Genomic DNA, 25,686 nt, shown 5'->3' with positions numbered 1-25,686 from the left:
GTATCAAACTAACCTCTAAGGAGAATGGCTGTGAAAAAATTAACGATAGGTATTATTGGGGCAGGAAGAATCGGACAATTGCATGTAACAAATGCTTTAAAATCTAACAAGATAGTATTAAAAGCGATAGCGGACCTTTATATTGACCATCTAAGCGAAAGTAATTTTGCACAGGACGTTCCAATCATTACACAAAACCCGGAGGATATTTTTAATGATCCTGAAATAGATGCTGTGTTTATTTGCTCAAGTACAGACACTCATGTTGATTTTATTAAAAAAGCGGCTTGCTCGAAAAAGCATATCTTCTGTGAAAAGCCGATAAGTCTGAATGTAGAGGAAACAAAAGAGACATTAGAAGTAGTAAAAGCTTCGGGAGTTAAATTCCAGATTGGCTTTAACAGGCGGTATGATAAGCACTACAAAGCTGCATGTGAAGCTGTGCGTGATGGGAAGATTGGTAATGCCCATCTGGTTAAAATTACTTCTCGTGACCCGGAAACACCTCCAGAAAGCTACATTAAAAAATCAGGCGGAATGTTTATGGACATGACGATTCATGATTTTGATATGATTCGCTATTTGGCTTCAAAAGAAATAAAGGATATTACGGTAAAAGCCTCCTCACTGATTGATGAAAAGTTTGTAAGAAATGATGATGTAGATACGGCGGTGATCATAGTAACGTTTGAGGATGGAACACTAGGTGTTATTGATAATAGCAGGCAAGCTGCCTATGGATATGACCAACGAATTGAAGTTTTTGGTAATAAGGGCGTGGTGACCGTTGGAAACGAGAAACCTACGAATGTCACGATTAGCACAAAAGAGGCGGTTGTTTCTGATAACCCTAAATATTTCTTTCTTGAGAGATACAATGATGCATTTATCGAAGAAATTAATTCTTTTGTAGCAGCTGTTCTTGAGGATCTACCTATCCTATCTACTATTGACGATGGATTTAAAGCCCAATTGCTAGCAACTGCAGCAAGAATTTCTTGGAAGGAAAATAGAACCGTAGAATTAGCAAATCTATTTAAGGAATTGCAATTATAAGCGTTAAACTATACTACAAATATTACTTAGGAGGTATTCGATGTCAAAATTAATTGTTAAACCAACAGAAAGAGATCATGAAGGAAAGATTCTTTCTGTCACACCAGAATCAGCAGGATGGGAATACGTTGGTTTTGAAGTGTATTCCTTAAAAAAGGGAGAAACCCTTTCAAAAGAAACCTTTGACAAGGAAGCGTGTTTAGTTCTTTTATCTGGAAAAGCTACAGTAAAAACTTCTGAGCAAATATTTGAAGATATTGGGAAACGAATGAGTGTGTTTGAAAAGATTCCACCATACTCTGTTTATGTTGCAGCTGGTGACAATTTTTTTGTAACCGCCAACACTGATCTAGAATTAGCCGTTTGTACAGCACCTGGAGATGGCAACCACAAAACTCGATTCATTTCACCGGATGATATTGGGGTGGAAGATCGTGGGCACGGGAAGATGTCGAGAAAAGTCCATAATATTTTACCAGAGGAAGAGAATGCAGATAGTTTGCTCGTTGTTGAAGTGTTTACACCTGATGGTAATACATCCAGTTATCCACCACATAAACATGATCAAAACAACTTGCCGTATGAGTCTTATTTGGAAGAGACGTATTATCATGAAGTAAATCCAAGACAAGGTTTTGTATTTCAACGTGTATATAATGATGACCGCAGCTTAAACGAAACGATGAGTATAGAGAATCGCAATGTCGTTCTCGTCCCAGAAGGATATCATCCGGTCTCCTGTGTACCAGGTTATGAATCGTATTATTTGAATGTAATGGCAGGCCCTGTTCGTACGTGGAAGTTTCATAATGAACCCGCTCATGAGTGGCTATTTCAGGGAGTCATGAAAAAGTAATCATTGTAGAAGGAGGTAAACCATGTATCAATTAAATTTTAAACAAGGAAGACCGATAGATCTAATCGGTATTGGTAGGCTTTGCATTGATTTGAATGCCAATGAGTTCAATCGTCCAATGGAGGAAACAATGTCATTTACCAAATATGTTGGTGGCTCTCCGGCGAATATTACGATTGGTGCTTCAAGATTAGGGTTAAAAACTGGTTTTATCGGAAAAGTTTCAGATGATCAAATGGGAAAATTTATTACGAACTACCTTGAGGATGACAATATTGATACATCCAATATTGCGATTGATAACACAGGGGCTATGACAGGGCTTGCATTTACAGAGATTATAAGTCCGGAAGAATGCAGTATACTAATGTATCGAGACAATGTGGCTGATTTAAAATTAACGACTGACGATGTATCTGAAGACTACATTAAACAATCGAAAGTGCTGCTAGTTTCCGGTACAGCACTCGCTGCTAGCCCTTCGAGGGAAGCGGTATTTTTAGCATTAGATTATTCAAGAAAACATGATGTAGTTGTTGTTTTTGATCTCGATTATCGTCCATATACATGGGCTTCGGATAAAGAGACAGCAACCTACTATAATTTAGTAGCGGAAAAAAGTGATGTTATCATCGGTACACGTGAAGAGTTTGATATGATGGAGCAATTTGAATCCGATCACAACTCTGATGATCATCTGACTGCACAAAAATGGTTTAATTACCAAGCGGAAATTGTTGTAATTAAACACGGTGGTGCTGGTTCGATTACCTATTCTAAAGATGGGTCAAAGCATATAGGTGGGACATTTAAAACGAAGGTGCTAAAGACATTTGGTGCTGGTGACTCTTATGCATCTGCATTTATTTACGGATTAATGAACCATTGGGATATTCCAAGAGCAATGGAATTTGGAAGTGCCTCGGCAGCAATTGTTATTTCTAAGCATAGCTGTTCCGATGCGATGCCGACTGTAAGTGAGATTGAAGATTTCATAAAATCGGCGGAGAGATACTAAGGAGGGAGAGGATTGTTAGCAAAGCTTAATGAGGTATTAAAAGATACGTTAACACATAATTATGCGATTCCTGCATTTAATGTATTTGGTTATGAAGATGCAATAGCAGTGATTGCTGCAGCAGAAGAAATTAATGCTCCAGTGATTCTTGCAACGAATAAAGTAGCGATTGAGTTTATACCCATCACTATTTTAGGAAAGATGCTGATAGGGCTTGCTGAGGAAGCATCTGTTCCAGTTGTTGTTCACCTAGACCATGGTAAAGATTATCAGACTGTTGCTCAAGCGATTGACGTTGGGTACAGTTCGGTGATGTACGATGGATCGTTACTGCCATTTGAAGAAAATGTTAGAAGTACCAAAAAAATTGTTGAGTTAGCGCATGGGTTTGGCATTCCAGTTGAAGCCGAAATTGGCTCGGTTGGGTATAGTGATCAAGCTGGAATGAAGGGTGCGTTGACAGATCCTGAAGAGGCAGCAGCTTTTGCAAAGCAAACGAATGTGGATGCATTAGCCGTTGCGGTTGGAACAGTTCACCGAATGGAACAGCAGGTGGCATCGTTACAATTTGATCGAATTGAACAAATTGAGTCGCTCGTAAATGTTCCATTGGTGATGCATGGCTCGACCGGCATTCCGGATGATGAATTGCGTAAGCTTCCATATACACAATTTGGAAAGGTCAATATCGGAACAGCAATTCGGATGGCTTTTGGGAAAGCTCTGAAGTATGAAATAGTAGCAAATCCAGATATATTTGACCGTCTTAAGTTGTTCGAAGCACCAATCGAAGCGGTTAAGCAAGAGGCATTAAAAAAGATGAGATTATTAAACTTAGAAAACTATTTTTCTGATAAATTGGTGTTTAAAAATAAATAGGAGGCAATAAGATGAAAGATACTGCAATGAAAGCACTAAAAAACTATGTTGCCGGCGAATGGGTCAATTCTCTCACGACAAAGACTGAGGAAGTATATAATCCTGCAACAGGTGAAGTGATTGCCCGAGTGCCTATTTCTATCAAAGAAGATTTAGATCACGCAGTGGATGTTGCTCAAAAAGCGTTCAAAGCATGGAGTGAAACAGCAGTACCGAAGCGTGCAAGAATACTATTTAAATATCAGCAATTATTAGTCGATCACTGGGATGAGTTAGCAGAGTTAATCACAGTTGAAAATGGAAAAAACTTTACAGAAGCGAAAGGGGAAGTGCTTCGCGGAATCGAATGTGTAGAGTTTGCTGCTGGTGCACCAACCCTAATGATGGGTTCACAATTGCCCTCGATTGCAACCGGCTTGGAATCGGGGGAATATCGATATCCAATCGGAGTAGTTGGTGGGATTACTCCATTTAACTTCCCAATGATGGTTCCTTGCTGGATGTTCCCAATGGCGATTGCGATGGGAAATACGTTTGTCTTAAAGCCATCGGAACGCACGCCGTTGCTTGCCAATCGATTAGCAGAACTGTTGGAACAAGCTGGATTACCGAAAGGTGTATTTAATATTGTGCATGGTGCTCATGAAGTAGTTAATGGCTTGCTCGACCATAAAGACGTAAAAGCCATCTCTTTCGTTGGCTCTCAGCCTGTTGCTGAATATGTGTATAAAAGAGGAACAGATAATTTGAAAAGAGTTCAAGCGCTTGCTGGGGCGAAAAATCACTCGATTGTATTGCATGACGCCAATTTGGAAAACGCAGTAAGTCAAATTATAAGTGCGGCATTTGGTTCTGCTGGTGAGCGGTGTATGGCCTGTTCTGTAGTAGCTGTCGAAGAGGATATTGCAGATGATTTTATCGACATGCTCATTGACAAAGCTAATGAAATTCAAATTGGTAACGGTTTAGATGAAAATGTCTTTTTAGGACCAGTTATTCGTGATCAACATAAACAAAGAACATTAGACTATATTGCAACAGGGGAACAAGAAGGCGCGAAACTGGTACGTGATGGCCGTATTGATCAGGTTGCCCAAAACAAAGGGTATTTTGTTGGGCCAACTATTTTTGACAATGTGACAAAAGAAATGAAGATCTGGCAGGATGAAATCTTTGCCCCAGTGTTATCGATAGCACGTGTGAAAAATTTGGATGAAGGAGTGGAAATGGCAAACCAATCAACATTCGCCAATGGTGCTTGTATTTTTACAAAAGATGGTGGAAGTGTAAGGCAATTTCGTGAAACAGTGGATGCAGGTATGCTGGGTGTCAATATTGGTGTACCAGCGCCAATGGCTTTCTTCCCATTCTCCGGTTGGAAGAATTCCTTCTATGGTGATTTGCATGCCAATGGTAAGGATGGAGTTAATTTCTATACAAGGAAAAAAGTAGTTACTGGACGTTGGGTATAATCATGTTTTTCTTCTATAACCATCCGTAGGACTGCTTCTAAAAAAGTATACGAAGACTAACCCTTCAATTTGTGCAATTAACAATTAGTCGGAAGAGCAAGAATTCCAAACTGATTGAAATTTCACTTTAGCGAGCCGGATAGGGCATCGTCCTATCTGACTCTATTTAACGGTCTTAGGCAGAAGTCTCCTTCCTCAACACCTGAAAGATGTAGGTGGGAGATGAATGCTTGCTCATATTTTTTTATTACTTAACGAACGCTTGTTTCTATATGTGGTATAATAAAAGTGTATCATCATATGGAGGGATAGAAATGATTCGTTGTATGAAGACGCCGTTCCGGGCCAGCAAAGAAACCATTGACCATCTGTTCCAGTGTAACCGGATTTCGGGGGAAGTTTGGAACCGATGTCTAGAACTTGCGAAAGAGGCCCATTTGAAAACGGGGAAGTGGATCACCAAGAGTGCGTTACAGAAAGGGACAAAGGGGATTTTCCCGCTTCATTCTCAATCCGTACAGGCTGTTTGCCATAAATATCTGTTTGCACGTGATGCGGCATTAAAAGCTAGAAAAGCGGGATATAAAAATAAATATCCGTACAAACGAAAAAAACATTTCAATACGAAGTGGGCCAACAACGGTTTCAAATTCTTTGAAAATGGGAAAATCCAATTATCAATGGGTGACTTTGAAGGCAAAAGACAAACACCACTTATTCTTTGGATAAAAGAATTACCAAAAGGCCCAATTAAAGAAATCGAACTGATTTTTGACCGACAACTGCAATTGTCCATTGCTTATGAAGATGGACAAGAAGTGAAAGGAAATTCCTTTGTGAACCGTTCAGCTATTGATGTTGGAGAGGTTCATACGATAGCGGCCGTCGCGGAGAATGGTGAAAATGTCCTCATCATAGGTCGTAAAATCCGTTCCATTCATCGGTTACGTAATAAAAAGCTGGCAGAACTGCAACGAAAAATGAGTAAGTGCACAAAAGGCTCGAGACAGTGGAAAAAATACAATCGAGCGAAACGCTATGTTCTCTCGAAAAGCAATCGACAACTTCAAGATGCCCTTCACAAAACAACGAAGCAATTTGTCGATTGGTGCATTGAAAATGAAGTAAAAGAAGTAGCTTTTGGCCATGTAGACGGGGTTCAACGCAACACATCTCATCGTCGTAAAAGAAAAGGGGTTCGTCGTAGGACAACAAATCAGAAACTATCCAATTGGTCTTTTGGAAAAGTCTATGCCTACCTTACTTATAAACTAGGGGCAACAGGAATGTCAATCAACAAATATGATGAAAGCTATACAACGCAACAATGTCCTTGTTGTTCGAAGAAGCGAAAAGTATCTTCGAGAAATTATGCATGTACTTGCGGATATTCGAACCATCGCGATATTCACGGTGCATCCAATTTCTTTGCCAAAACATTTTACGGAGAAATCAAAGTGCTTGATTTCAGCCTGAAAAGTACAAAGTATCTACGGATTGCCTAATGGCAGGAAGTAGTAGATGGTCAGTTCCGACCCCGCTTATCTTTAGATAAGTAGTTGCCTAATGTAGTGAATGAAAACGACTCCTACGAGAGTTCGTAAAAAGAGAGTGTCACCCACTTTCTTTGTTGGAGCGCTTCCATTAATTTGTTAGGAAACCCCCACTTCAAAAACGGATTGTTTTAAGTGGCGGGAGGTTCATATAACTAGCTCTTTATGAGGTGATAGGATGAAATTAACAACAGCTCAAGCGTTAATAAAGTTTTTAAATCAACAATATGTCGAGGTTGATGAAAAACAAACGAAGCTTTTTAAAGGGATTTTTTCGATTTTTGGTCATGGTAATGTACTCGGAATGGGGCAAGCACTAGAAGAAGATAGTGGCGACCTCGAAGTATACCAAGGCAGAAACGAACAGGGGATGGCGCATGTTGCTACTGCATTTGCCAAGCAAAACCATCATAAACAATTGATTGCTTGTACATCATCGGTTGGCCCGGGTTCGGCAAATATGGTCACTGCTGCTGCAACAGCTACAGCCAATAATATTCCATTGTTATTGTTACTAGGTGATACGTTTGCGACTCGTCAACCAGATCCAGTCCTGCAACAAATCGAACAAACTTATGATGCAAGTATTACAACAAATGACGCTTTCCGCCCTGTAAGTAAATATTGGGATCGGGTTAGTCGTCCGGAACAATTGATGTCTGCGATGATTAACGCCATGCTCGTTTTAACAGACCAAGGTAATGCTGGTGCTGTCACGATTGCCTTACCACAAGATGTGCAGGGTGAAGCGTATGATTATCCTGATTACTTTTTCAAAAAACGTGTGCACCGATTTGAGCGTAGACCCTCATCAGAAAGTCAGTTACAAGATGCAGTTGAAGTAATTAAATCGAAGAAAAAGCCTTTAATCATCTGTGGTGGCGGCGTTCGCTATTCGGAAGCAGGCGCAACATTAAAAGCATTTGCTGAGAAATACCGGATTCCGATTGCGGAAACACAAGCTGGGAAGAGTGCAATTGAGGGCGATCATGAGTTGAATCTTGGCGGAATCGGTGTCACTGGAAATTTAGCGGCTAATAAAATAGCGGCTACGGCAGATTTGATTATCGGAGTGGGAACCAGGTTTACCGATTTTACGACATCTTCTAAATATTTATTCCAAAATGAATCGGTGGAATATATAGCGATTAATATATCTAATTACCATGCCAACAAACTGGATGCTGTGAAAATTGTGGCAGATGCAAAAGAAGGGTTAGCCCAGTTAATGCTAAAATTAGATGAGATTCATTACCAAGCAGGGTACGATACAGAGATCACTGATGTGAAAGAAGAGTGGTGCAAAGAATTAGAAAGACTGTACCAAACAAACTATGAAACTAGTGATTATAAACCGGAGATTGCTGGGCATTTGGATGAGGAATTGGAGGAATATAAAAACACATTTGGCTCTTCATTAACGCAAACAGCTGTGATCGGTGAGCTTAATACATTAATTGATCCTAATGCGATTGTAGTTGGATCATCTGGTAGTTTACCGGGGGACCTGCAACGGATGTGGGTAAGCCATAGGCCAAATACATATCACATGGAATATGGATATTCTTGTATGGGATATGAAATTGCTGGGGCGTTAGGAGCTAAACTTGCTGCACCTGATCAAGAAGTATACGCCATGGTTGGGGATGGAAGTTATCTCATGCTTCATTCCGAACTAGTCACGAGTATTCAAGAAAATAAAAAAATAAATGTGGTGTTATTTGATAATGCTGGTTTTGGTTGCATCAATAATTTGCAAATGGGCAATGGAATGGGGAGCTTTGGAACCGAATTTAGAAAGAGAGATCCTGAAACAAATCAACTTACTGGCCCAGTAATTCCACTCAACTTTGCCCAAAGTGCTGCAGGCTATGGCGCGAAAACATATTCAGTTAGAAATCTATCAGAACTACGTGAGGCGATTATGGACTCTAAGAAACAATCGGTGTCGACATTAATTGATATTAAAGTGTTGCCAAAAACGATGACAGATGGCTATGACTCATGGTGGAATGTCGGTGTTGCGCAAGTGTCGAAAAAGGAAGCAATTGCAAGTGCGTATGAAGAAAATGTAGCGCAATTAAATAAGGCACGTAAATACTGATAGTGGGAAGGATGAATACACATGTTTAAACAAGATGCAGTGAAATTGGGAATTGCTCCAATTGGTTGGACTAATGATGATTTACCAGAACTTGGAAGTGAAAATACGTTTGAGCAATGCATTAGCGAGATGGCACTAGCTGGATTTAGCGGGACGGAGGTGGGAACTAAATACCCTAGGGATGCGGATAAATTGAAAAAGGCATTAGCACTAAGAAATATAGAAATTGCTAGCGCGTGGTTTAGTGCCTTTTTAACAACCCAACCGTTGGAACAAGTAAAACAAGAATTTATACTCCACCGTAATTTTCTTGCCGAGATGGGTGCCAAAGTCATTGTCGTCTCTGAACAAGGACATAGTATACAGAAAGAGGATTTACCCTTGTTCGAAAACAAACCTGTTTTTACTGATGATGACTGGACGAAACTAGTCAGTGGTTTACATGAATTAGGTCGTTTAGCCAAGGAAAAAGGGATGGATATCGTATTTCATCATCATATGGGAACTGGTGTACAAACAACAGAAGAAATTAATCGATTGATGGAACAGACGGATCCAGAACTCATTAGTCTTTTATACGATACAGGTCATCTTTATTTGTCAGGTGAAGATCCAGTAGAAGTATTGAAACATCATCTTCCCCGCATTAAACATGTGCATTTAAAGGATGTTCGTTCAGATATTGCAAAAAAAACACGCGAAGAACATCTTTGTTTTCTTGCCGCAGTAAAGTTGGGAGTATTCACGGTTCCTGGTGATGGTGCATTTGATTTTACACCAGTTTTTCAAGTGCTTGCGAATTCGGATTACAAAGGATGGATGTTGGTAGAAGCAGAACAAGATCCTGCAAAAGCAAATCCATTTGAATATGCTAAGATGGCTAGGACTTATATAGCCGAAAAAGCTGGTGTATAATACACAATTAGCTTTAAAATATATGCAAACTCGATATATGGCCTATGTGTAAAATTTCGCTTGATAAATAATACTTGTAAAAAATAGGAAGGCATTCTATTCTAAAAGTACGCCCTGTTAAGCGGTACTTAAAAGAAAGAGGCCTTCCCATGAAATCTGTCATTAGCCGATAGAGTTGACATTGGGGTAGTACCAATTGAAAAGGTGAACAAGAGATACATAATGGGTTTTTAGATGAGTCAATCTAAGATATCTACATATACTTAGTAAAAATCTATAAGAAGCGATATCAGTTAAGATCTGAACCAAAAGGTATAAGGAAGCGGAGAATGGTTCTCTATTCGGCATGCTGTTCTTTTTATTTCGAATGAAATTGTAGGGATGGCAAGTGCCTCGCTTTGATTATAGAATGATACCTGCTATAAATTCTAACGAGAAAAATTTGAAAAATGTACTAATTTTAATAATAGTGCGTGTTCAAAAAGGACCAAGTCGGCTAAAAGCGCTGACGTCCTGTCAGCAACGCCGACACTAGCACATCCTGTGCGTCGAAAGGCGGTTTCGAGCAGCGGACTTGCACAGGATGTGCTGACTTCTACGTTGCCCGCAGGTCGTGGGCGGTTTTAGTAGAAGTTCCTTATCCTAATACATGAGCAGCGAAGAAATTCGCAGTGTCATTTTTACCAGACTTTTTGAACATCCTCTAATACGTAACAGTTATAACAAAAGAAATGAGGCTTTAAGGTGAAAATAACTATTTATGATGTAGCAGAAGAAGCGGGTGTTTCCATTGCGACCGTTTCCAAGGTAATTAACAATACTGGAAGAATAGGAAAAATGACACGAGAAAAGGTTCTGCAGGCAATGGAAAAACTAAATTATCAACCAAGTTTTGTTGCTTCAGCCCTAACTGGGAAAAAGACTGAAACAATCGGCTTATTAGTTCCTGATATTTCTAATCCCTTTTTCTCAGAAATCGCACGTACAATCGAAGATCGAGCACATGAACGAGGAAAAAGTGTCATTATGTGTAGTACGAACTACAACGAAAAGAAAGAGGTAAAATATATAGAATTATTACAAAGGAAACAAGTGGACGGAATAATTGTTACCTCGGGTTTCCAGAATAGGACATTAGTCCAGCAAATGCAGAGAAATGGTACACCTTTAGCTCTTTTAGCTCAAGATGATCCTATTCTGAATGTTTCAGTTGTATCTGTTGATGATTTTAAAGGTGGCTATATGGCAGCATCTTTCTTGTTTGAAAATGGTCATACGAATATTGGGATTATTGGTGAGAAAGTTCAGTCAAGTAAAATGAGGGTTTATGGTTGTCTAGAGGCGCTTGAAATGGAAGGGATTCAGGTGGAGAAAAAGAATGTGATTAATACAACTGCTTCCATAGAAAATGGCAGAAAAGGTATTCTTCAACTACTGGATTGTGACAATCCTCCGACAGCAGTATTTGCTGTGAATGACTTGATTGCGATCGGAGCAATTAAAGGTGCAAGAGAAGTGGGAGTACTTGTACCAGAAGATCTGTCTATCATTGGTTTTGATAATACTATACTTGCAACTACTACTGTCCCTGAACTCACTACGATAGCTCAACCAATGCGTGATATGGGAAACAAGATTGTGGACATTTTAATAGAAGAAATTGAAACAGACAACAGTACCAAAAGTAAAGAAAGAATTTTATTTGTTCCGGAATTAATTGTCAGAGGGACTACTGCGAATTTACTAGTAAATAAAATTTAAAAGAAACAAGGGACGTTTCTATTAATTATAAGGAAGTGAGAACAGTATCAATTTAGACTAATCCATGAAGAAACATATAACAACAAATTAAATAATGTCGAATGGAAAGTCAATAAACTTATTTTTGCCTCATTTCCTTTAGATATCCTTTCACTTTATTGCTTTGTACTCCATAATATCTGCTTCATTCCGCTAGAAAACAACTCGACGCTGTTGAAGCGTTTTTACACATTCCCAAAACTATATTCGTAAACGATTTAAAGCCTTATAAAGGGTAATCCTTATAAGGTCTTTGAATGAGTCTTTTGCTAAGTAGGGCAATGAATTGGTTTGGAACTTGACGTTATGAAATTCGCAAAGATTTCCAGTTTTAGGTTCTAACTGCTGCGGAGTTTTATGCTTAAGGAATTATAAAATTATAGCTTGTGGATAAGTTGTAATTTTGAGTTTTGTCGTCTAGCTTCAGCGCCCAGCAACTAGCAAACTTTCAGCTTCTTCCTACGATAAGTCAACATCGGCTCATACTTCGCCGTGTATCCTTTATCTCGTCAGAAGCTTAAAAAGTTTGTACGTCGCTATACGGGCGCTTGCGCTTTTGTTCATTCAGCTTGGGTGCAGTGATCCTTCTCCTACCGAGTTTCCTTCGACTAAATTCACATCAATAAGGCTTTCTTCTATAGGTTGCTCTTTTATCATGTTCAATAATTGCTCGGCTGCTACCTGCCCCCATTGTTGACGAGAGTAACCAATGGTTGTTAATGTCGGTTGGATGTATTGGGAAAGTTCAATATTGTCAAAACCAATAATATGGACATGTTCTCCAATACGCAAATCCGTCTTAAGAAACTCATGGTACATGCCAATCGCCATTTCATCGTTAAAACAAAAGACAGCGACAGGTTGCCTGTATTCTTGAATGATCTGTTGTGCAGCTCGTTTGCCACTTTCCTTTACAAAAGCCCCACTAATCTCAGTGTAGTCGACATGTAAATAGTTGCTTACCACTTGTCTGGCAGATTGGAGACGCTTTCTATTATCAAAATTATTTTCAGGTCCCTTTACCATATAAAGCTTTTGATGACCTTTTTGAATTAAATGCTCAATCGCTAATTTTGCCCCTTGTTGATTATTGAGCAGAACGGGGTGTATGTTTGGGTGATCTAAATCTCGATCTAACACGACCATTTTGTGTCCTCTACTAGCATAGTCCATTATTTTTTCATTTGAAAATGAAATATCTAAGATGACAGCACCATCGAACATTCGCTCAGGGATAAATCGATGCGATTTTATACCGCTACAAACAACCAATTCATAATTATGAGCGTTTAACGCTTCCCGCATTCCTTGAAGAATTTGACCAAATATAGGAGCCGTGAAATCGTTAATAAAAGCTCCGATCACATTTGTTTCCTTCTTTTTTAAATTCCGCCCCGCAGCATTGGGAATATAATTGAGGTCGTTGGCGATCGCTAAAATTCTTGATCGCGTCTGTTCAGAGACTCTTGTATTTCCGTTGAGCGCATAAGATACCGTCGAAATAGAGACCCCCGCTTTTTGTGCTATATCTTTAATGTTCACCATAAAATTGATTCTCCTTAACGTGCTAAAGCAATCTGTATTTTAATTATAAACAAATTCTATTTGTTTTGATATTGTTTAGTAGATGACAGATAGAAACGTTTCACTTAAATTTGACTAAAACTCTATATATTCAAATAGGTTATAAAATGATTATACCCTAATTTATTAAAAATGCCTATATTTTATAGAGAAACGTTTCAGCAAATAATAAGCAGGGTATATGAGTGCTAACAATTTACGTTGTCATAATAAGATTAAAAAAATATTTGAAATCGCTTTCGATGTGTTTTATAATCTTTTGTAGAAACGTTTCAGCAGTTTTTTTAGAAAAGGGGGCTAAATTTGCTATTAATAAAGAAAGGGATTGTGAATCTATTGTTTCATTTTAATGATAGATTCATTTGTTTCAAGTTTAATAACAGCATGATGTCCATTGGAGCTGTGGGAAGACTTTAAGAAAATTAGAATACTAAAAAAGAGGTGTGATAGAGATGAAAAAGATGAATATAAAGCTTTTCACGATGATAATGCTGTGTGCGATCCTGATTCTTGGTGCATGCGGTGGTAATCAAGATTCCAGTGATAAAGAAGGGGGAAAATCCAGTAAAACCTTAAAAGTATGGCAAATGGGTGACTCTGGTTGGAATGAGATCATTGGACCGTATGAAGAGGAAACGGGTGTCGATGTCCAAATACAAGGGATACCTTGGGACAGTGGGCATGATAAATTATTGACTGCTGTGGCTTCCGGAAAAGGTCCGGATATCATATTAATGGGTACAACGTGGATGCATGAATTTGTCGATGCCAACACATTTGTTGATTTAACGGATTATCTGGATGAATATCCTAATCTAGCAGCAGATGACTTTTACGATGGTGCGCTGGAAGCAAGCGTGTTTGATGGAAAAACATATGGTATACCTTGGCATGTTGATACACGAGTACTTTTTTATCGAAAAGACTTATTAAGCGATGTCGGTTATCCCGACGGGCCCGAAACATGGGATGATCTGGAGGATGCTGCCAAACAGCTTGTGGCCAGTGATAAAGGGAAATATGCTGTTGATTTACCTCCAAAGGATATAAACCTAATATATCCCTTTGCTTGGGAACAGGGATGGGATTATGACCCCGATATGGGAGCCGACAATTTTACAAAACCAGAATTCAAAAAGACGGTAGAACTGTATAAAACTTTCTATGAGAATAAGTATTCTCAAATCGAAAAAGGCAAGGAAATGGTCCAAGCTTTTGAAGATGGGTCAAAACCGATGTTCTTTAGCGGACCTTGGGATATCAAAACGATTGAAGAGGGTGCACCTGACCTTGATGGAAAATGGGATGTCCGTTTAATGCCCGATGGTGGCACAAATCGATCGATAATTGGTGGCTCGCAAATAACCATTTTCAAAAACTCAGATAATGTTGATCAAGCACTCGACTTTATTAACTGGTTGTCTGATCCAGAAACGCAACTTGCTTGGTATAAAGAAAAAAATGAACTTCCATCTAGAAAAGAGGCTTGGGAGGATCCTCTCTTAGCTGAAGATCCTATGTTTTCTGTATTTGGTGAACAACTGGAATCAGTTGAAGCATCACCTACGATGCATGGAAGCGATAAAATAGCACAAGAAATTACGAAAATGATCGAGAAAGTCGCTCGGGGTGGAGAAGATATCGATAAAGCACTGAACGATTTGCATCAAAAAGTAGAAAAAATTCTTAAAGATTAATAAAGGCAAATTTATGGGATATTAGCATTCGTTGTCTCCACTTAGATTTATTAGAATCTAAGTGGAGGTCTTACGGACGGTTGCACAGGGATAAAGGTCTGGGGCATATACACGGTGATGCCTTAGAAGAATAATTTTAAAGGAGGGGACGAGATGAATAAACTAAAAATGAAGATGATACCTTTCTTTTTCATTATGCCAGCTGTCCTTTTATTGATCGTTTTTTCCTTTTTTCCGATTATTGTTGCCGCTGGAATTAGTTTTACAGATATGGATTTACTTGGGCTCGCTGATTGGTCCCAAATTAATTTTACGGGTTTCGAAAACTATATTGAATTATTCAAAGACGAAGAATTCCTGCAAGCTATTTATAATACATTATTTTACGTGATCATAGGAGTGCCACTGGCGGTCGGGAGTTCGTTCGTTATTGCTTTTCTCTTAAATCTTGTGAGTAATTGGTTATCATCTTTTTTTCGGGTAGTGTTTTACATGCCGTCCGTTACAAATATTGTTGCAGTTGCAGTAATCTGGGGATTTCTTTACAACAATGAATACGGTTTATTCAACTATATTCTTTCTCTTTTTGATATTGGTGCAGTTCCATGGTTAGAAAGCACCCAAATTGCTAAATTATCACTCATTTTGCTAGCAGTATGGAAAAGTAATGGCGTCAGTATGTTGATCTTTTTAGCAGCATTACAGTCGATACCCAAAATGTATTACGAAGCGGCAGATATTGATGGAGCGAATAGATGGCAGAAATTAACGAAAATTACCCTTCCTTCCGTTAGTTTTGCAACCTTTTTTGTTGTCATAACCACAATGATCGGCTGGTTCCAATTTTTTGAAGAGCCGTTTGTGATGACAGAAGGAGGTCCGCTGAATAGTACCAATTCTATGGCCTTATTTATCTACCAAGAAGGGTTCCAATATAATGAATTTGGATACGGTGCTGCCGGTTCATTTGTCCTATTTGCAATTATTATTGTGGTAACTCTTATTCAATTTAAAATTAGAAAAATAGAACAAAAAAGGTGAGGTGACAATCATGCAGCTAAAGAATAATGCTGAAAAAGCTTTGGTAACGATTGTTCTTTTTATTGGTAGTATCCTCGTTGCATTGCCGTTTATTTGGATGATGCTCAGTTCCTTTAAAGATAGTAGTGAGGTACTAAGAATTCCACCGACCATTATTCCGGAAAATCCAACGATCCAAAATTTTATTGAATTATTTCAAAATCTTAATTTTGATGCTTATCTAATTAACACATTAATCATCGTTGCTTGGTCCATGTTTGGTTTGCTACTGAATACAATGGCAGGGTACGGGTTTGGTAAGTTTCAGTTTCGGGGTAAAGAAACATGGTTTATCCTCGTGCTTATCACGATGATGTTACCGGGACAAATTACGATGATCCCAACTTATTTAATTCTGAATGAAATGGGACTAACAAACTCGATGACTGGTATCGTGTTACCAGGTCTGATCTCGGCATTTAATATTTTTCTAATCAGACAGTTTATGACGACGATCCCTGATGATTTGATTGAAGCTGCAAGATTGGATGGGGCTGGGGAATTTTACATTTTCCTACGATTGATTATCCCATTATCTAAGCCGATTCTTGCAGTGCAAGTGATTTTAACCTTTATTGGTGCATGGAATAGTTTTCTCTGGCCTTTGATTATCGCCAATGATGAATCTTTATATACCTTATCTGTTGGTTTATCACTCTTACAAGATCAAAATGCAACGAATTATGGTTTACAGATGGCAGGCTCAGCGGTCATGGTAATTCCGATCTTAATAGTTTTCACCATCTTCCAGAAACATCTTATCGAAGGTTTCAATGTATCGGGGATAAAGTGAAACTTCAATCAGTGGGGGGCCTTCATCTCCGACTGATTGTTAGTTGAACAAATCGGGCTTTTACTGGCTGTTGATCCCTCACTTACAATTCTAGGTTTTTCCACAAATTCTTGAAGTGGGGGTCTTACAGCCAGTTAATGCGGGATAAAATAATAAATACTTGCTGAATGGGACTATGGTTAAAGGTGTTTTACAATCAAAACAGATATCCACATTCACTCTCAAAACATAAAAAATTGAACATAAATGCTAGGAGAGATAATCGATGGAACAGCGGAAGCTTGAGAAGCTTTTATCGAATATGACGATAGATGAAAAAATCGGTCAGCTTATGCAATTTGCTGGTCACTTTTATGCAACAAATGATAATAAGGATCCGGTGACAGGTCCCGATGATTTACAGGTCAGTACTAAGTCCGTTAATCGCAGTGGCTCTGTTCTAGGAAGTGCGGGGGCAGAAAGGAACAGAGAGATTCAGGAGCGTTATTTAGCACAAAGTCGATTAAAAATCCCCCTGCTTTTTATGGCAGATGTCATTAATGGCTTCCGTACGATATTTCCGATCCCGTTGGGACTAGGAGCCTCATGGGATCCGAAGCTCGTGGAGCAATCTCAAGCGGTTAGTGCTAAGGAGGCTTCAAGTGCAGGAATACATGTGACTTTTGCACCGATGGTTGATTTGGTACGAGATCCTAGATGGGGACGAGTGATGGAGTCAACAGGAGAGGATTCCTTTCTAAATGAAGAATTCGCAAAGGCAAGTGTTCGCGGATTTCAAGGGGAGAATTTACAAGCTGATTTAAATAGAGTGGCAGCCTGTGTGAAGCATTTTGTTGGCTATGGCGCCGTAGAAGGCGGCCGTGATTATAATAAGGTAGATTTATCCGAACGTGAATTAAGAGAAAACTATCTACCAGCTTTTCAAGCGGCATTAGAAGCTGGGTGTGAATTAGTTATGACGGCTTTTAATACCATTGATTCGATCCCGGCCTCTGGAAATCAAAAATTGATGAGAGATATTTTGCGGGATGAATTTAATTTTGCAGGTGTGCTGATTTCAGATTACGGGGCTGTTGAAGAGCTCATCCCTCATGGAGTTGCGGCAGATCGGAAAGAGGCTGCCCAAAAGGCAATTTATGCAGGAGTGGATATTGAGATGATGAGCTTGTGCTATGAACATGGCCTTAAGAAACAGATTGAAGATGGGAAAGTTCCCGAAGAACTGCTTGATGAAGCGGTATTACGAATTCTTAACTTGAAGAATAAATTAGGCCTTTTTGAAAATCCGCACAGAAACGCCAGTATTCAGAAGCAAAATGAATACTTATCTTGTCCGCAACATAGAGAAATTGCTCGGGTAGCGGCTGAGAAAAGTTGTGTGTTGTTAAAAAATAATGATGTCCTGCCCCTTCGCAATGAAAAGATTGCATTGATCGGCCCTTATGCTGATAATCGAGATATTCTTGGAGAATGGTCTATTTTTGGTAAAAAGGAAGAGGCTGTAACTTTAAAGGGAGGAATTGCTAAACATACTGCAAACTATGAATATGCGTTAGGTTGTCCTATGTATGAAAGGAGCGAAGAGGCACATACTGAAGCCATAAAAATAGCAAAAGATGCTACTCACATTCTTCTCGCACTTGGAGAAGGCAGCGATCGAATTGGCGAAGGAAGAAGTCGATCCAGTATCACATTGCCTGAAAATCAATTGGAATTATTAAGGGAATTAAAGAAGATTGGAAAACCGATTACCGTCGTGTTGTTTAATGGGCGTCCTCTTGATTTGACGGAAGTAGAGGCGTTAGCGGATGGGATCCTAGAGGCATGGCATCCCGGTTCAGAGGGAGGAGCAGCCATAGCTAATCTATTATTTGGGCAAGTGAATCCCTCGGGAAAACTAACTATGTCTTTTCCACGAACAACGGGGCAAATTCCCGTGTATTATAATGCGTATAGTACAGGTCGCCCTCTACCTGAAGGCAGTACAGAGCGATTTTACTCCAAATATATTGATACTCCAAATGAGCCACTATATCCATTTGGCTTTGGATTAAGCTATGCCGACTTTCAATATGAATCTCTACGATTATCGGCAAACGAACTTGCACCAGGTGGATCGATTGATGTGCAAATTCGTGTGAAAAACCACAGCGATTATTCAGGGGAAGAAATAGTCCAGCTGTATATTCGTGATCTGGTTGGAGAGGTAGTACGTCCGGTAAAAGAACTAAAAGCTTTTCAAAAAGTATTTATTCCTGCCAATCAAACCAAACAGGTGAGCTTCTCCATTACAGAAGAGATGCTACGCTATCACCATGCAAACCTAGAATATAAAAGTGATACTGGAGAATTTATCGTGTTTGTTGGAGGAAATAGTTCAGATGTTTTAAGGCAGTCGTTCTATTTTAAGTAAGGAATCTATTCCTTCTCCTTAGGAGGTCTATTATTTTGGACAACCTACTATATTTGTGTGCTAGTTCTCCAGGCAATTTAATCGGTTTGCATAGATAATAAAAATACATGAGGCTGGGACAAAAGTATTTTCACCAAAGAAAAAAACGAACTAATATGGTGTATATACTCGTTCCGGAAATATCCTTCGCTTTCCGCGGTCGAGTGGCAAGTCTCCTCAGGCTTCGCCTTCCGGGGTCTTGCCGAACTCTCACTTCCCGCAGGAGTCTAAGTATATTTCCTTCGCTAAGGTAATACATCGTTCGTCTTTGGATCTTAACATTTTAGTTTTGTCCCGGCCTCATCATTAAAATGGGTTTATGTTTATATGTTTAATGCATATTCAAGCTTCATTTTCTCGCAGGCAAGTGAAGTTTAACACCTACTTTGCTTTTACAGCAAATAGTTTCCTATAATTTCCTGGGGTAATACCTTCTGCCTTTTTGAACAGACGTGTAAAGCTGTTGGGATTGAAATAACCAATTTGTTTAGCAATGTCTTTAATTGTTTCATTACTTTCTCTCAATAATCTTTTTGCTTTTTCAAGCCTGATTCTTTCCAGATACTCTACAAATCCTTCGCCAGTCTGCTGTTTGAAAAATCTACTGAAATTTGAGTATGATAAATTGAATTCATCAGCTAATCTTTGTAATGATATATTTTCCTCGCAATAGTGTTCATCGATAAAATGTAAAACTTGGGAGATTTCTATTTGCTTCATTGTGCTCTTTTTTAATAAATGCTCCCTTACCTTATGTCCCTTCTCTAATAGTTTTTTTGTAAGTTCATTAATATTTAAATCCTTTTCAGGGACGACATAACAGTATTCTTCATTAATGCCGAATTTGTTTAGGGCTTTTACGAACACATTATATGTATTTGTAAAGATAATATTTAAAATAAAAATGCGATTGATGTCATTTTCTATTACATTTATTAATTTATTCAAATGTTTATTAAATTGCTTTTCGTCTTCTCGCGTTATAGAAAGTTCAATGATATTAATCATTTTGAATAACTCACTAATTTCCTTTGAATTTTTAATATTGATATCGTAATAGCTCATAATGTGAAGATCTCTATTTAAAATTGCAAGTTCCAATGCGGCTAAGCTATGTGTGTAGCTGTGACTTAATAAACCAACATCTTCTACTGTACCAATTCCGACCTTCACACCGTTATCCATGCTATGAATTTTATAAATGAATGGCTTTATCTGCTCTTCCCGATCAAAAGATAATATTAATATAAAATCCTCATGACGAATACCTTTTACTCTGTAACAGGATATAAGGTTTAGCTCATCATTTAAATCAATCAATCTCTCTAAAGATGCAAGTAATGTAAAGATATTTCTATCTTTTGTAAAAAATGTGATACAGCATACTTTATTATTTAATTTTATATCATGTGCATGAGCTTGCTCAATCATTCTATGATTGTCAGCCGATGTTTTGTTTAGATATTGAATAAAAAAGTATTCCATTGAAATATTCTTATTTAACATTTCTCTGCTAACAAGTTCTTTATTTTCCTTTTGTAAATTGTCAAATGCATAAGAGACGATTTCATATTCAGTCTTTTCAAGATGAGACTCACCGCTAATTGCCTTAAGAGCGCTTTGGCGAAGCTTTTTAATAGGATTATAGTTCAGACGCATAAGGATAATGATTAATCCCACTTCGATGATTAATATCAAGAGAACCAATAATAAAGTTTTTCTTTTTAGCTGTGTAATCTCAGAAAGAATATCATCTAATGGTGTTAAATTAACGAAATTCAATCCATATATATTGGACCTTTGCATGTTAATCATGTAGGTCTTATTTCCGATTTTTATTTGACTGGAAGGTTCATTGCTTTCTGATAACCTCTTCATTAATGAAACTCCATCAATGTTTAGTTGATGATTTGATTGCGCTAAAATCGATTTTTTATTATCTAATACGAGAATATTATGATTGATCTCATTAGCACGATTACTATATGGGGAGAAATTTTTTTCTGAAATAATTAGGAGAAGAACACCATATGAGTACGTTCCTTTCCCGGGGATTGGCATCATGATTGTTATACCTTTAAAAGGTTTCTTCCCTATACTCCGGTCCATGATGCTACTAGCAGGTCGAATTTCTACATTTTCCAATTCATTTAATTTACTCATCATTTCTTCTTTATCCCAATCTAAGTAATAGAACGTTTTTTCACGATTATTAAAGTCATCTAATGTATAGGTCCCTGGAAAAGAATAAAAGGTTTCTGTTCTATTATTGTATAAGATAGCCTTTTCTATAAAAGAATTATAACCAAACATATTTTGCATTTCCTGTGAAATTTTATAAGCGTTAAAATAGTCCTTTTCCTCAAAAGTATCAAATTCTAAATGAGAATTTTTATGTATGGCATATGGATAGTACCAGATATTCCTCAATTGCATTTCTATATGATTCACTGTTTGTCTAAGTATAGAGTTAGCTTTCTCCACGGCATTATCATAAATAATGTCTGAACTCTTAGGATAAAAAAAGGCTAATAGGACAAGGACAGGTAATAGTAAAACGAGGATATAGGAAATAAGAAAATTTAATAAGACTCTTTTATTCCCGAATTTCTTCACAATAGATAGCCTCCTTTTAAACAAAAAAGTATGCGCTTACACGGATTATATCATAAGAAAATAGAATAAAAAGTACTTGTGATATTCAATAATTACAACTATTCAATTTTTGATATCAGCAAAAATTGAATAGTACATAGATGTGAGCGTTTACAATTTATGCGAATACTTTATAGAATTATTTCAACGCAAAGCTGTAGCGTTAAAGAATTCCAGAGGGATGTGAAGCGTATTAAAAGTAAATTGCTAGTCCAATGTATGAAGGGGAAGGAGGGGATTGCTTGGAACATCCAACTATAAATACCAAGGATATTGTAAATAGTAAAACAGGGTTATTAGAAAGGTTTATAAAACATGTAAAGTTATATTATCAACTGTATTTACTGGTGTTACCAGCTTTTACAATCGTTTTATTATTCAACTATCTGCCGATGTACGGCCTCCAATTATCATTTAAACAATTTGATCCATCAAGGGGATTGACGGGTGGAGAATTCGTAGGGCTAGAATATTTTCAACGATTTTTTAATTCTCATCAATTTTGGAACTTGATAAAGAATACATTTCTATTAAGTTTTTATTCTCTAATAGTGGGTTTTCCGATCCCTGTTTTGATCGCGCTTCTATTTAATCAGATAAGGAATACACGTGCAAAAAGTTTAATGCAAACGGTTGTTTATATCCCACATTTTATTTCTGTTATAGCGATAGTAGGAATGTTAATCGTATTTTTGTCACCCTCAATAGGGATTGTAGGTAATCTATTATCATTCGTAGGCATTGAACCAATTAACTTTATGGGGAAGACACAATATTTTCGCTCTATTTTCGTATTATCAGAAGTTTGGCAGCATGCAGGATGGAATAGCATTATTTATATTGCTGCACTTTCGGGTATCAATCCGCAACTGTATGAAGCGGCCAAGGTTGATGGTGCCAGTCGTATGCAACAAATGGTAAAGATTGATATACCTTATCTTATACCAACAATGGTTATACTTTTAATTTTAAACGCTGGCTCTCTTCTAACTGTTGGTTTCGAAAAAGTATTCTTGATGCAGAATCCTATGAATTTACCAGTTTCAGAAGTGATTGAAACCTATGTATATAAAATTGGTATTTTATCAAATCAGATTAGTTACTCTACAGCAATAGGATTTTTCAACACAATGATAAACTTTCTTGTTTTAGTAATCGTTAACCAAGTCGCAAGGAAGACTAGTGATAATAGCTTATGGTAGAGGAGAGAACATTTTATGAACAATACAATTAAGGACTCTTCCACTGATAAGTATTTTAAAGTTGCAATAGGAATAATTTGTGCTTTTATGCTTATTATTGTCCTTTATCCTTTGTATTTTGTTGTTATGGCCTCTTTTAGTAATCCTTCAGCTGTAGCAAATGGGGAAGTATGGTTACTACCAAAAGGGATAACGATGTTAGGATACAAAGAAATATTTCAAGATTCGAGGATTTGGACAGGGATTACCAATACTCTCATTTATACGATCGGTGGTACCTTAGCAAGTTTACTATTTACGATACCGGCAGGATATGCCCTTTCAAGATATGATTTTAGAGCAAGAAAAATACTAACCTTTTTTTTCGTATTCACTATGTTTTTTAATGGAGGATTAATTCCAACTTATTTAACGGTCAAAGGATTTGGTTTAACGAACAGCATATGGGTTATGATTATTCCATTCTCTGTGAACGTTTTTAATTTAATCATTACAAGAGTATTTTTTCAAACAACTATTCCTCATGAATTATTAGAATCAGCTAAATTGGATGGTTGTTCAGATTTCCAATTTTTTGTCAAAGTGGCTCTCCCGCTTTCTAAAGTAATTATTGCCGTGATGATGCTATATTACAGTGTTCAATATTGGAATGAATATATGAAGGCACTAATTTACTTAAATGACGATAAATTATTTCCGTTACAGCTTATATTAAGAGAGATCCTTGTTATGAATCAAGCCTTCAGCAGCGGTGGACAGGGAGTAAGTTTGGGCGATATTACTGTTCAACAAAAGGCAGATTTAATTAAATACGGTGTTATTATCGTATCATCATTACCTATGATTCTTTTCTTTCCGTTTATCCAAAAATACTTTGAAAAAGGTGTCCTGATTGGTTCACTTAAAGGTTAAAAATATCTAAAGGAGTCGATAAAACATGGTGGATTTAAATAGAAAGAGTAGTATGATTTTCATCATTTTATTATGCAGCATTTTAGTTATTGGTTGTAGTAAATCATCAGATACAAGTAAAAAGTCTTCCGGGAGTGGGGGTAGCGGAGATACTAAAATAGAGGTAACCGCCGTTATTAATGCCCAAACAAAAGATCTGGATGAAATCCCTTATATTAAAGATATCTCAAAAGAAGCCGGGGTAAATGTTGATTGGACCTTAGTCAGAAGTGGTTGGGAGGAACAGAAAAATCCGATTTTATCTAGTGGAGATATACCAGATGTCTTTATATCAGCTATTGATGATGAAGACATAGCAACCTACGAAAACTTATTTCTTCCTTTAGATGATTTAATTGAGGAACATGCCCCAAATATAAAAAGAATGTTTGATGAAATGCCTGAAATAAAAGAATTAGCCACTACTTTTGATGGGAAAATATATGGTCTCCCATCAATTATTCCACATCGCCCTGAAAGTATTAGTGTTCCTATGATTAATCGCGAATGGTTAGACAATCTCGAATTAGAAGCTCCTACTACATTTGACGAACTATATGACGTTCTGAAAGCATTTAAAGAAGAAGACCCAAATCAAAATGGTAAAAATGATGAGATCCCATTCGATTATAATTCTACAATCGGTCAATGGGGTACCTTGGAAATGATAGGGGCATACGGAAATTACACGTATTCTTTTTTTGATAATCTGTTAACCGTAAAAGATGATGAGTTCATTTTCCTTCCGACTACGGAGGATTATAAGAAATTAATTAACTTTATGAATAAATTGTATGAGGATGAGTTGTTAAATCAAGAAGTGATTACCCAAGATTGGTCGCAATTTAATTCACGGTCCAAAGGAACTGAAGCTGCTACAGTAGGCCTTACATTTGGCTGGTCTATCGAACAACGTGTTGGTCAGTGGAAAGATCAATATGAAATACTAATGCCTGTGGCAGCTGATTCGACGATTACACCTCTTTGGATGGCAGATCCAATTGGCTTAAGTGCTCAAGTTAATCGAGCAGTCGTTGCAAAAGATACTGAAAATCCGGAAAAAATCATTGAGTGGTTAGATGGCTTTTATACTGAAGAAAGCTCAGCTCAAGGATATTACGGGTCATTTGATATTGGTGTGGAGGAAAAAGATGGGCAATATGTTGTACTGCCCCCTCAGGACGGGGCTACAGAGGATGAATGGAAATGGACCAATTCACTCGTTGATCAAGGTTTAATGTATATTTCTGAGGAATTAAATCAAAAATTGATACCACCTTCATCAATTAAAGAAAGGTTAGAGCAGGATCAGGTATTGTCTGAGTATTACCCGGAAACTGCGGATATTTTACCGAAATTAAAGTTTTCACCTGAAGAAAGAAATGAACTTTCGATTATAAGAAATGACTTAGAAAACTTGGTAAACATAAAGTGGGCTGAATGGATTTCAGAAGGCGGTGTTGATGATAATTGGGATAGTTATATAGAAGAGTTAAACAATATGGGGCTAGAAAGATTTAAAGAAATTTACCAAAATGCTTATGATAACTATTAAACTTTAAAAGATGGAAGTCATTGAAAAGAAAACATGCTCTTGTTATTAATTATATTTGGAGGTT

At 37.6% G+C, this 25,686-nt stretch carries 18 protein-coding genes; 16 read left to right on the top strand and 2 right to left on the bottom strand.

Going from position 1 to position 25,686, the window contains the following annotated elements; genetic code table 11:
• Positions 1–30 precede the first annotated feature (30 nt).
• The 9 genes from iolG (at position 31) to KI375_RS09975 (ending at position 11,614) form a co-directional block, all read left to right on the top strand.
• The gene (gene iolG, locus KI375_RS10015; protein ID WP_212973359.1) at positions 31–1,056 is read left to right on the top strand and encodes an inositol 2-dehydrogenase; all 1,026 of its coding nucleotides are present in this window, start codon (positions 31–33) and stop codon (positions 1,054–1,056) included.
• Positions 1,057–1,096: 40 nt separating this feature from the next.
• A complete protein-coding gene (gene iolB / locus KI375_RS10010; protein WP_212973358.1) occupies positions 1,097–1,912 on the top strand; it encodes a 5-deoxy-glucuronate isomerase in 816 nt (271 codons plus the stop codon).
• Between the two features lie 22 nt (positions 1,913–1,934).
• Complete coding sequence (iolC, locus tag KI375_RS10005) at positions 1,935–2,930, top strand: 5-dehydro-2-deoxygluconokinase (protein ID WP_212973357.1); 996 nt, start codon at positions 1,935–1,937, stop codon at positions 2,928–2,930.
• Between the two features lie 12 nt (positions 2,931–2,942).
• Positions 2,943–3,809, top strand: coding sequence for a class II fructose-bisphosphate aldolase (locus KI375_RS10000; RefSeq protein ID WP_212973356.1), 867 nt, complete (start codon positions 2,943–2,945; stop codon positions 3,807–3,809).
• A gap of 11 nt (positions 3,810–3,820) precedes the next feature.
• Entirely contained in the window at positions 3,821–5,281 is a 1,461-nt protein-coding gene (locus KI375_RS09995; RefSeq protein ID WP_212973355.1) for a CoA-acylating methylmalonate-semialdehyde dehydrogenase, read from the top strand.
• Positions 5,282–5,595: 314 nt separating this feature from the next.
• Positions 5,596–6,786: an RNA-guided endonuclease InsQ/TnpB family protein gene (locus KI375_RS09990; RefSeq protein WP_212973354.1), complete on the top strand. Its 1,191-nt coding sequence runs from the start codon at positions 5,596–5,598 to the stop codon at positions 6,784–6,786.
• A 226-nt stretch (positions 6,787–7,012) separates the two neighbouring features.
• Entirely contained in the window at positions 7,013–8,938 is a 1,926-nt protein-coding gene (gene iolD / locus KI375_RS09985; protein ID WP_212973353.1) for a 3D-(3,5/4)-trihydroxycyclohexane-1,2-dione acylhydrolase (decyclizing), read from the top strand.
• Between the two features lie 21 nt (positions 8,939–8,959).
• Positions 8,960–9,853 (top strand): myo-inosose-2 dehydratase, encoded by an 894-nt coding sequence (gene iolE, locus KI375_RS09980; RefSeq protein WP_212973352.1) that lies wholly within the window; start codon positions 8,960–8,962, stop codon positions 9,851–9,853.
• 744 nt (positions 9,854–10,597) lie between these two features.
• The gene (locus KI375_RS09975; RefSeq protein WP_212973351.1) at positions 10,598–11,614 is read left to right on the top strand and encodes a LacI family DNA-binding transcriptional regulator; all 1,017 of its coding nucleotides are present in this window, start codon (positions 10,598–10,600) and stop codon (positions 11,612–11,614) included.
• A gap of 603 nt (positions 11,615–12,217) precedes the next feature.
• On the opposite strand, the gene KI375_RS09970 is transcribed toward KI375_RS09975, so the two are convergent.
• A complete protein-coding gene (locus tag KI375_RS09970) occupies positions 12,218–13,198 on the bottom strand; it encodes a LacI family DNA-binding transcriptional regulator (protein WP_212973350.1) in 981 nt (326 codons plus the stop codon).
• A gap of 491 nt (positions 13,199–13,689) precedes the next feature.
• Between KI375_RS09970 and KI375_RS09965 the strand changes: the two genes are divergently transcribed.
• The 4 genes from KI375_RS09965 to KI375_RS09950 all read left to right on the top strand — a co-directional run bounded on the left by KI375_RS09965 (position 13,690) and on the right by KI375_RS09950 (position 19,220).
• Entirely contained in the window at positions 13,690–14,934 is a 1,245-nt protein-coding gene (locus tag KI375_RS09965; RefSeq protein WP_212973349.1) for a sugar ABC transporter substrate-binding protein, read from the top strand.
• Positions 14,935–15,087: 153 nt separating this feature from the next.
• Positions 15,088–15,975, top strand: coding sequence for a carbohydrate ABC transporter permease (locus tag KI375_RS09960; RefSeq protein ID WP_207450140.1), 888 nt, complete (start codon positions 15,088–15,090; stop codon positions 15,973–15,975).
• Positions 15,976–15,985: 10 nt separating this feature from the next.
• Complete coding sequence (locus tag KI375_RS09955) at positions 15,986–16,807, top strand: carbohydrate ABC transporter permease (protein ID WP_212973348.1); 822 nt, start codon at positions 15,986–15,988, stop codon at positions 16,805–16,807.
• 265 nt (positions 16,808–17,072) lie between these two features.
• Positions 17,073–19,220, top strand: coding sequence for a glycoside hydrolase family 3 N-terminal domain-containing protein (locus KI375_RS09950; protein ID WP_212973347.1), 2,148 nt, complete (start codon positions 17,073–17,075; stop codon positions 19,218–19,220).
• 420 nt (positions 19,221–19,640) lie between these two features.
• Here KI375_RS09950 and KI375_RS09945 read toward each other — a convergent pair whose 3' ends face one another.
• A complete protein-coding gene (locus tag KI375_RS09945; protein ID WP_212973346.1) occupies positions 19,641–21,875 on the bottom strand; it encodes a helix-turn-helix domain-containing protein in 2,235 nt (744 codons plus the stop codon).
• A 254-nt stretch (positions 21,876–22,129) separates the two neighbouring features.
• Here KI375_RS09945 and KI375_RS09940 point away from each other — a divergent pair, with 254 nt between their 5' ends.
• The 3 genes from KI375_RS09940 to KI375_RS09930 are packed head-to-tail and all read left to right on the top strand — an operon-like array spanning position 22,130 to position 25,622.
• Positions 22,130–23,116, top strand: a complete 987-nt coding sequence (locus tag KI375_RS09940) for an ABC transporter permease (RefSeq protein WP_212973345.1) — start codon at positions 22,130–22,132, stop codon at positions 23,114–23,116.
• 15 nt (positions 23,117–23,131) lie between these two features.
• Positions 23,132–24,028, top strand: a complete 897-nt coding sequence (locus KI375_RS09935) for a carbohydrate ABC transporter permease (protein WP_212973344.1) — start codon at positions 23,132–23,134, stop codon at positions 24,026–24,028.
• Positions 24,029–24,053: 25 nt separating this feature from the next.
• Positions 24,054–25,622, top strand: coding sequence for an extracellular solute-binding protein (locus KI375_RS09930; RefSeq protein ID WP_212973343.1), 1,569 nt, complete (start codon positions 24,054–24,056; stop codon positions 25,620–25,622).
• Positions 25,623–25,686 lie beyond the last annotated feature (64 nt).

The organism is Bacillus sp. J14TS2, assembly GCF_018333015.1.
GTDB lineage: Bacteria > Bacillota > Bacilli > Bacillales > Bacillaceae_C > Lederbergia.
Note: the sequence above shows the minus strand (reverse complement) of the source record. Positions and strands in the feature narration are given on the sequence as shown.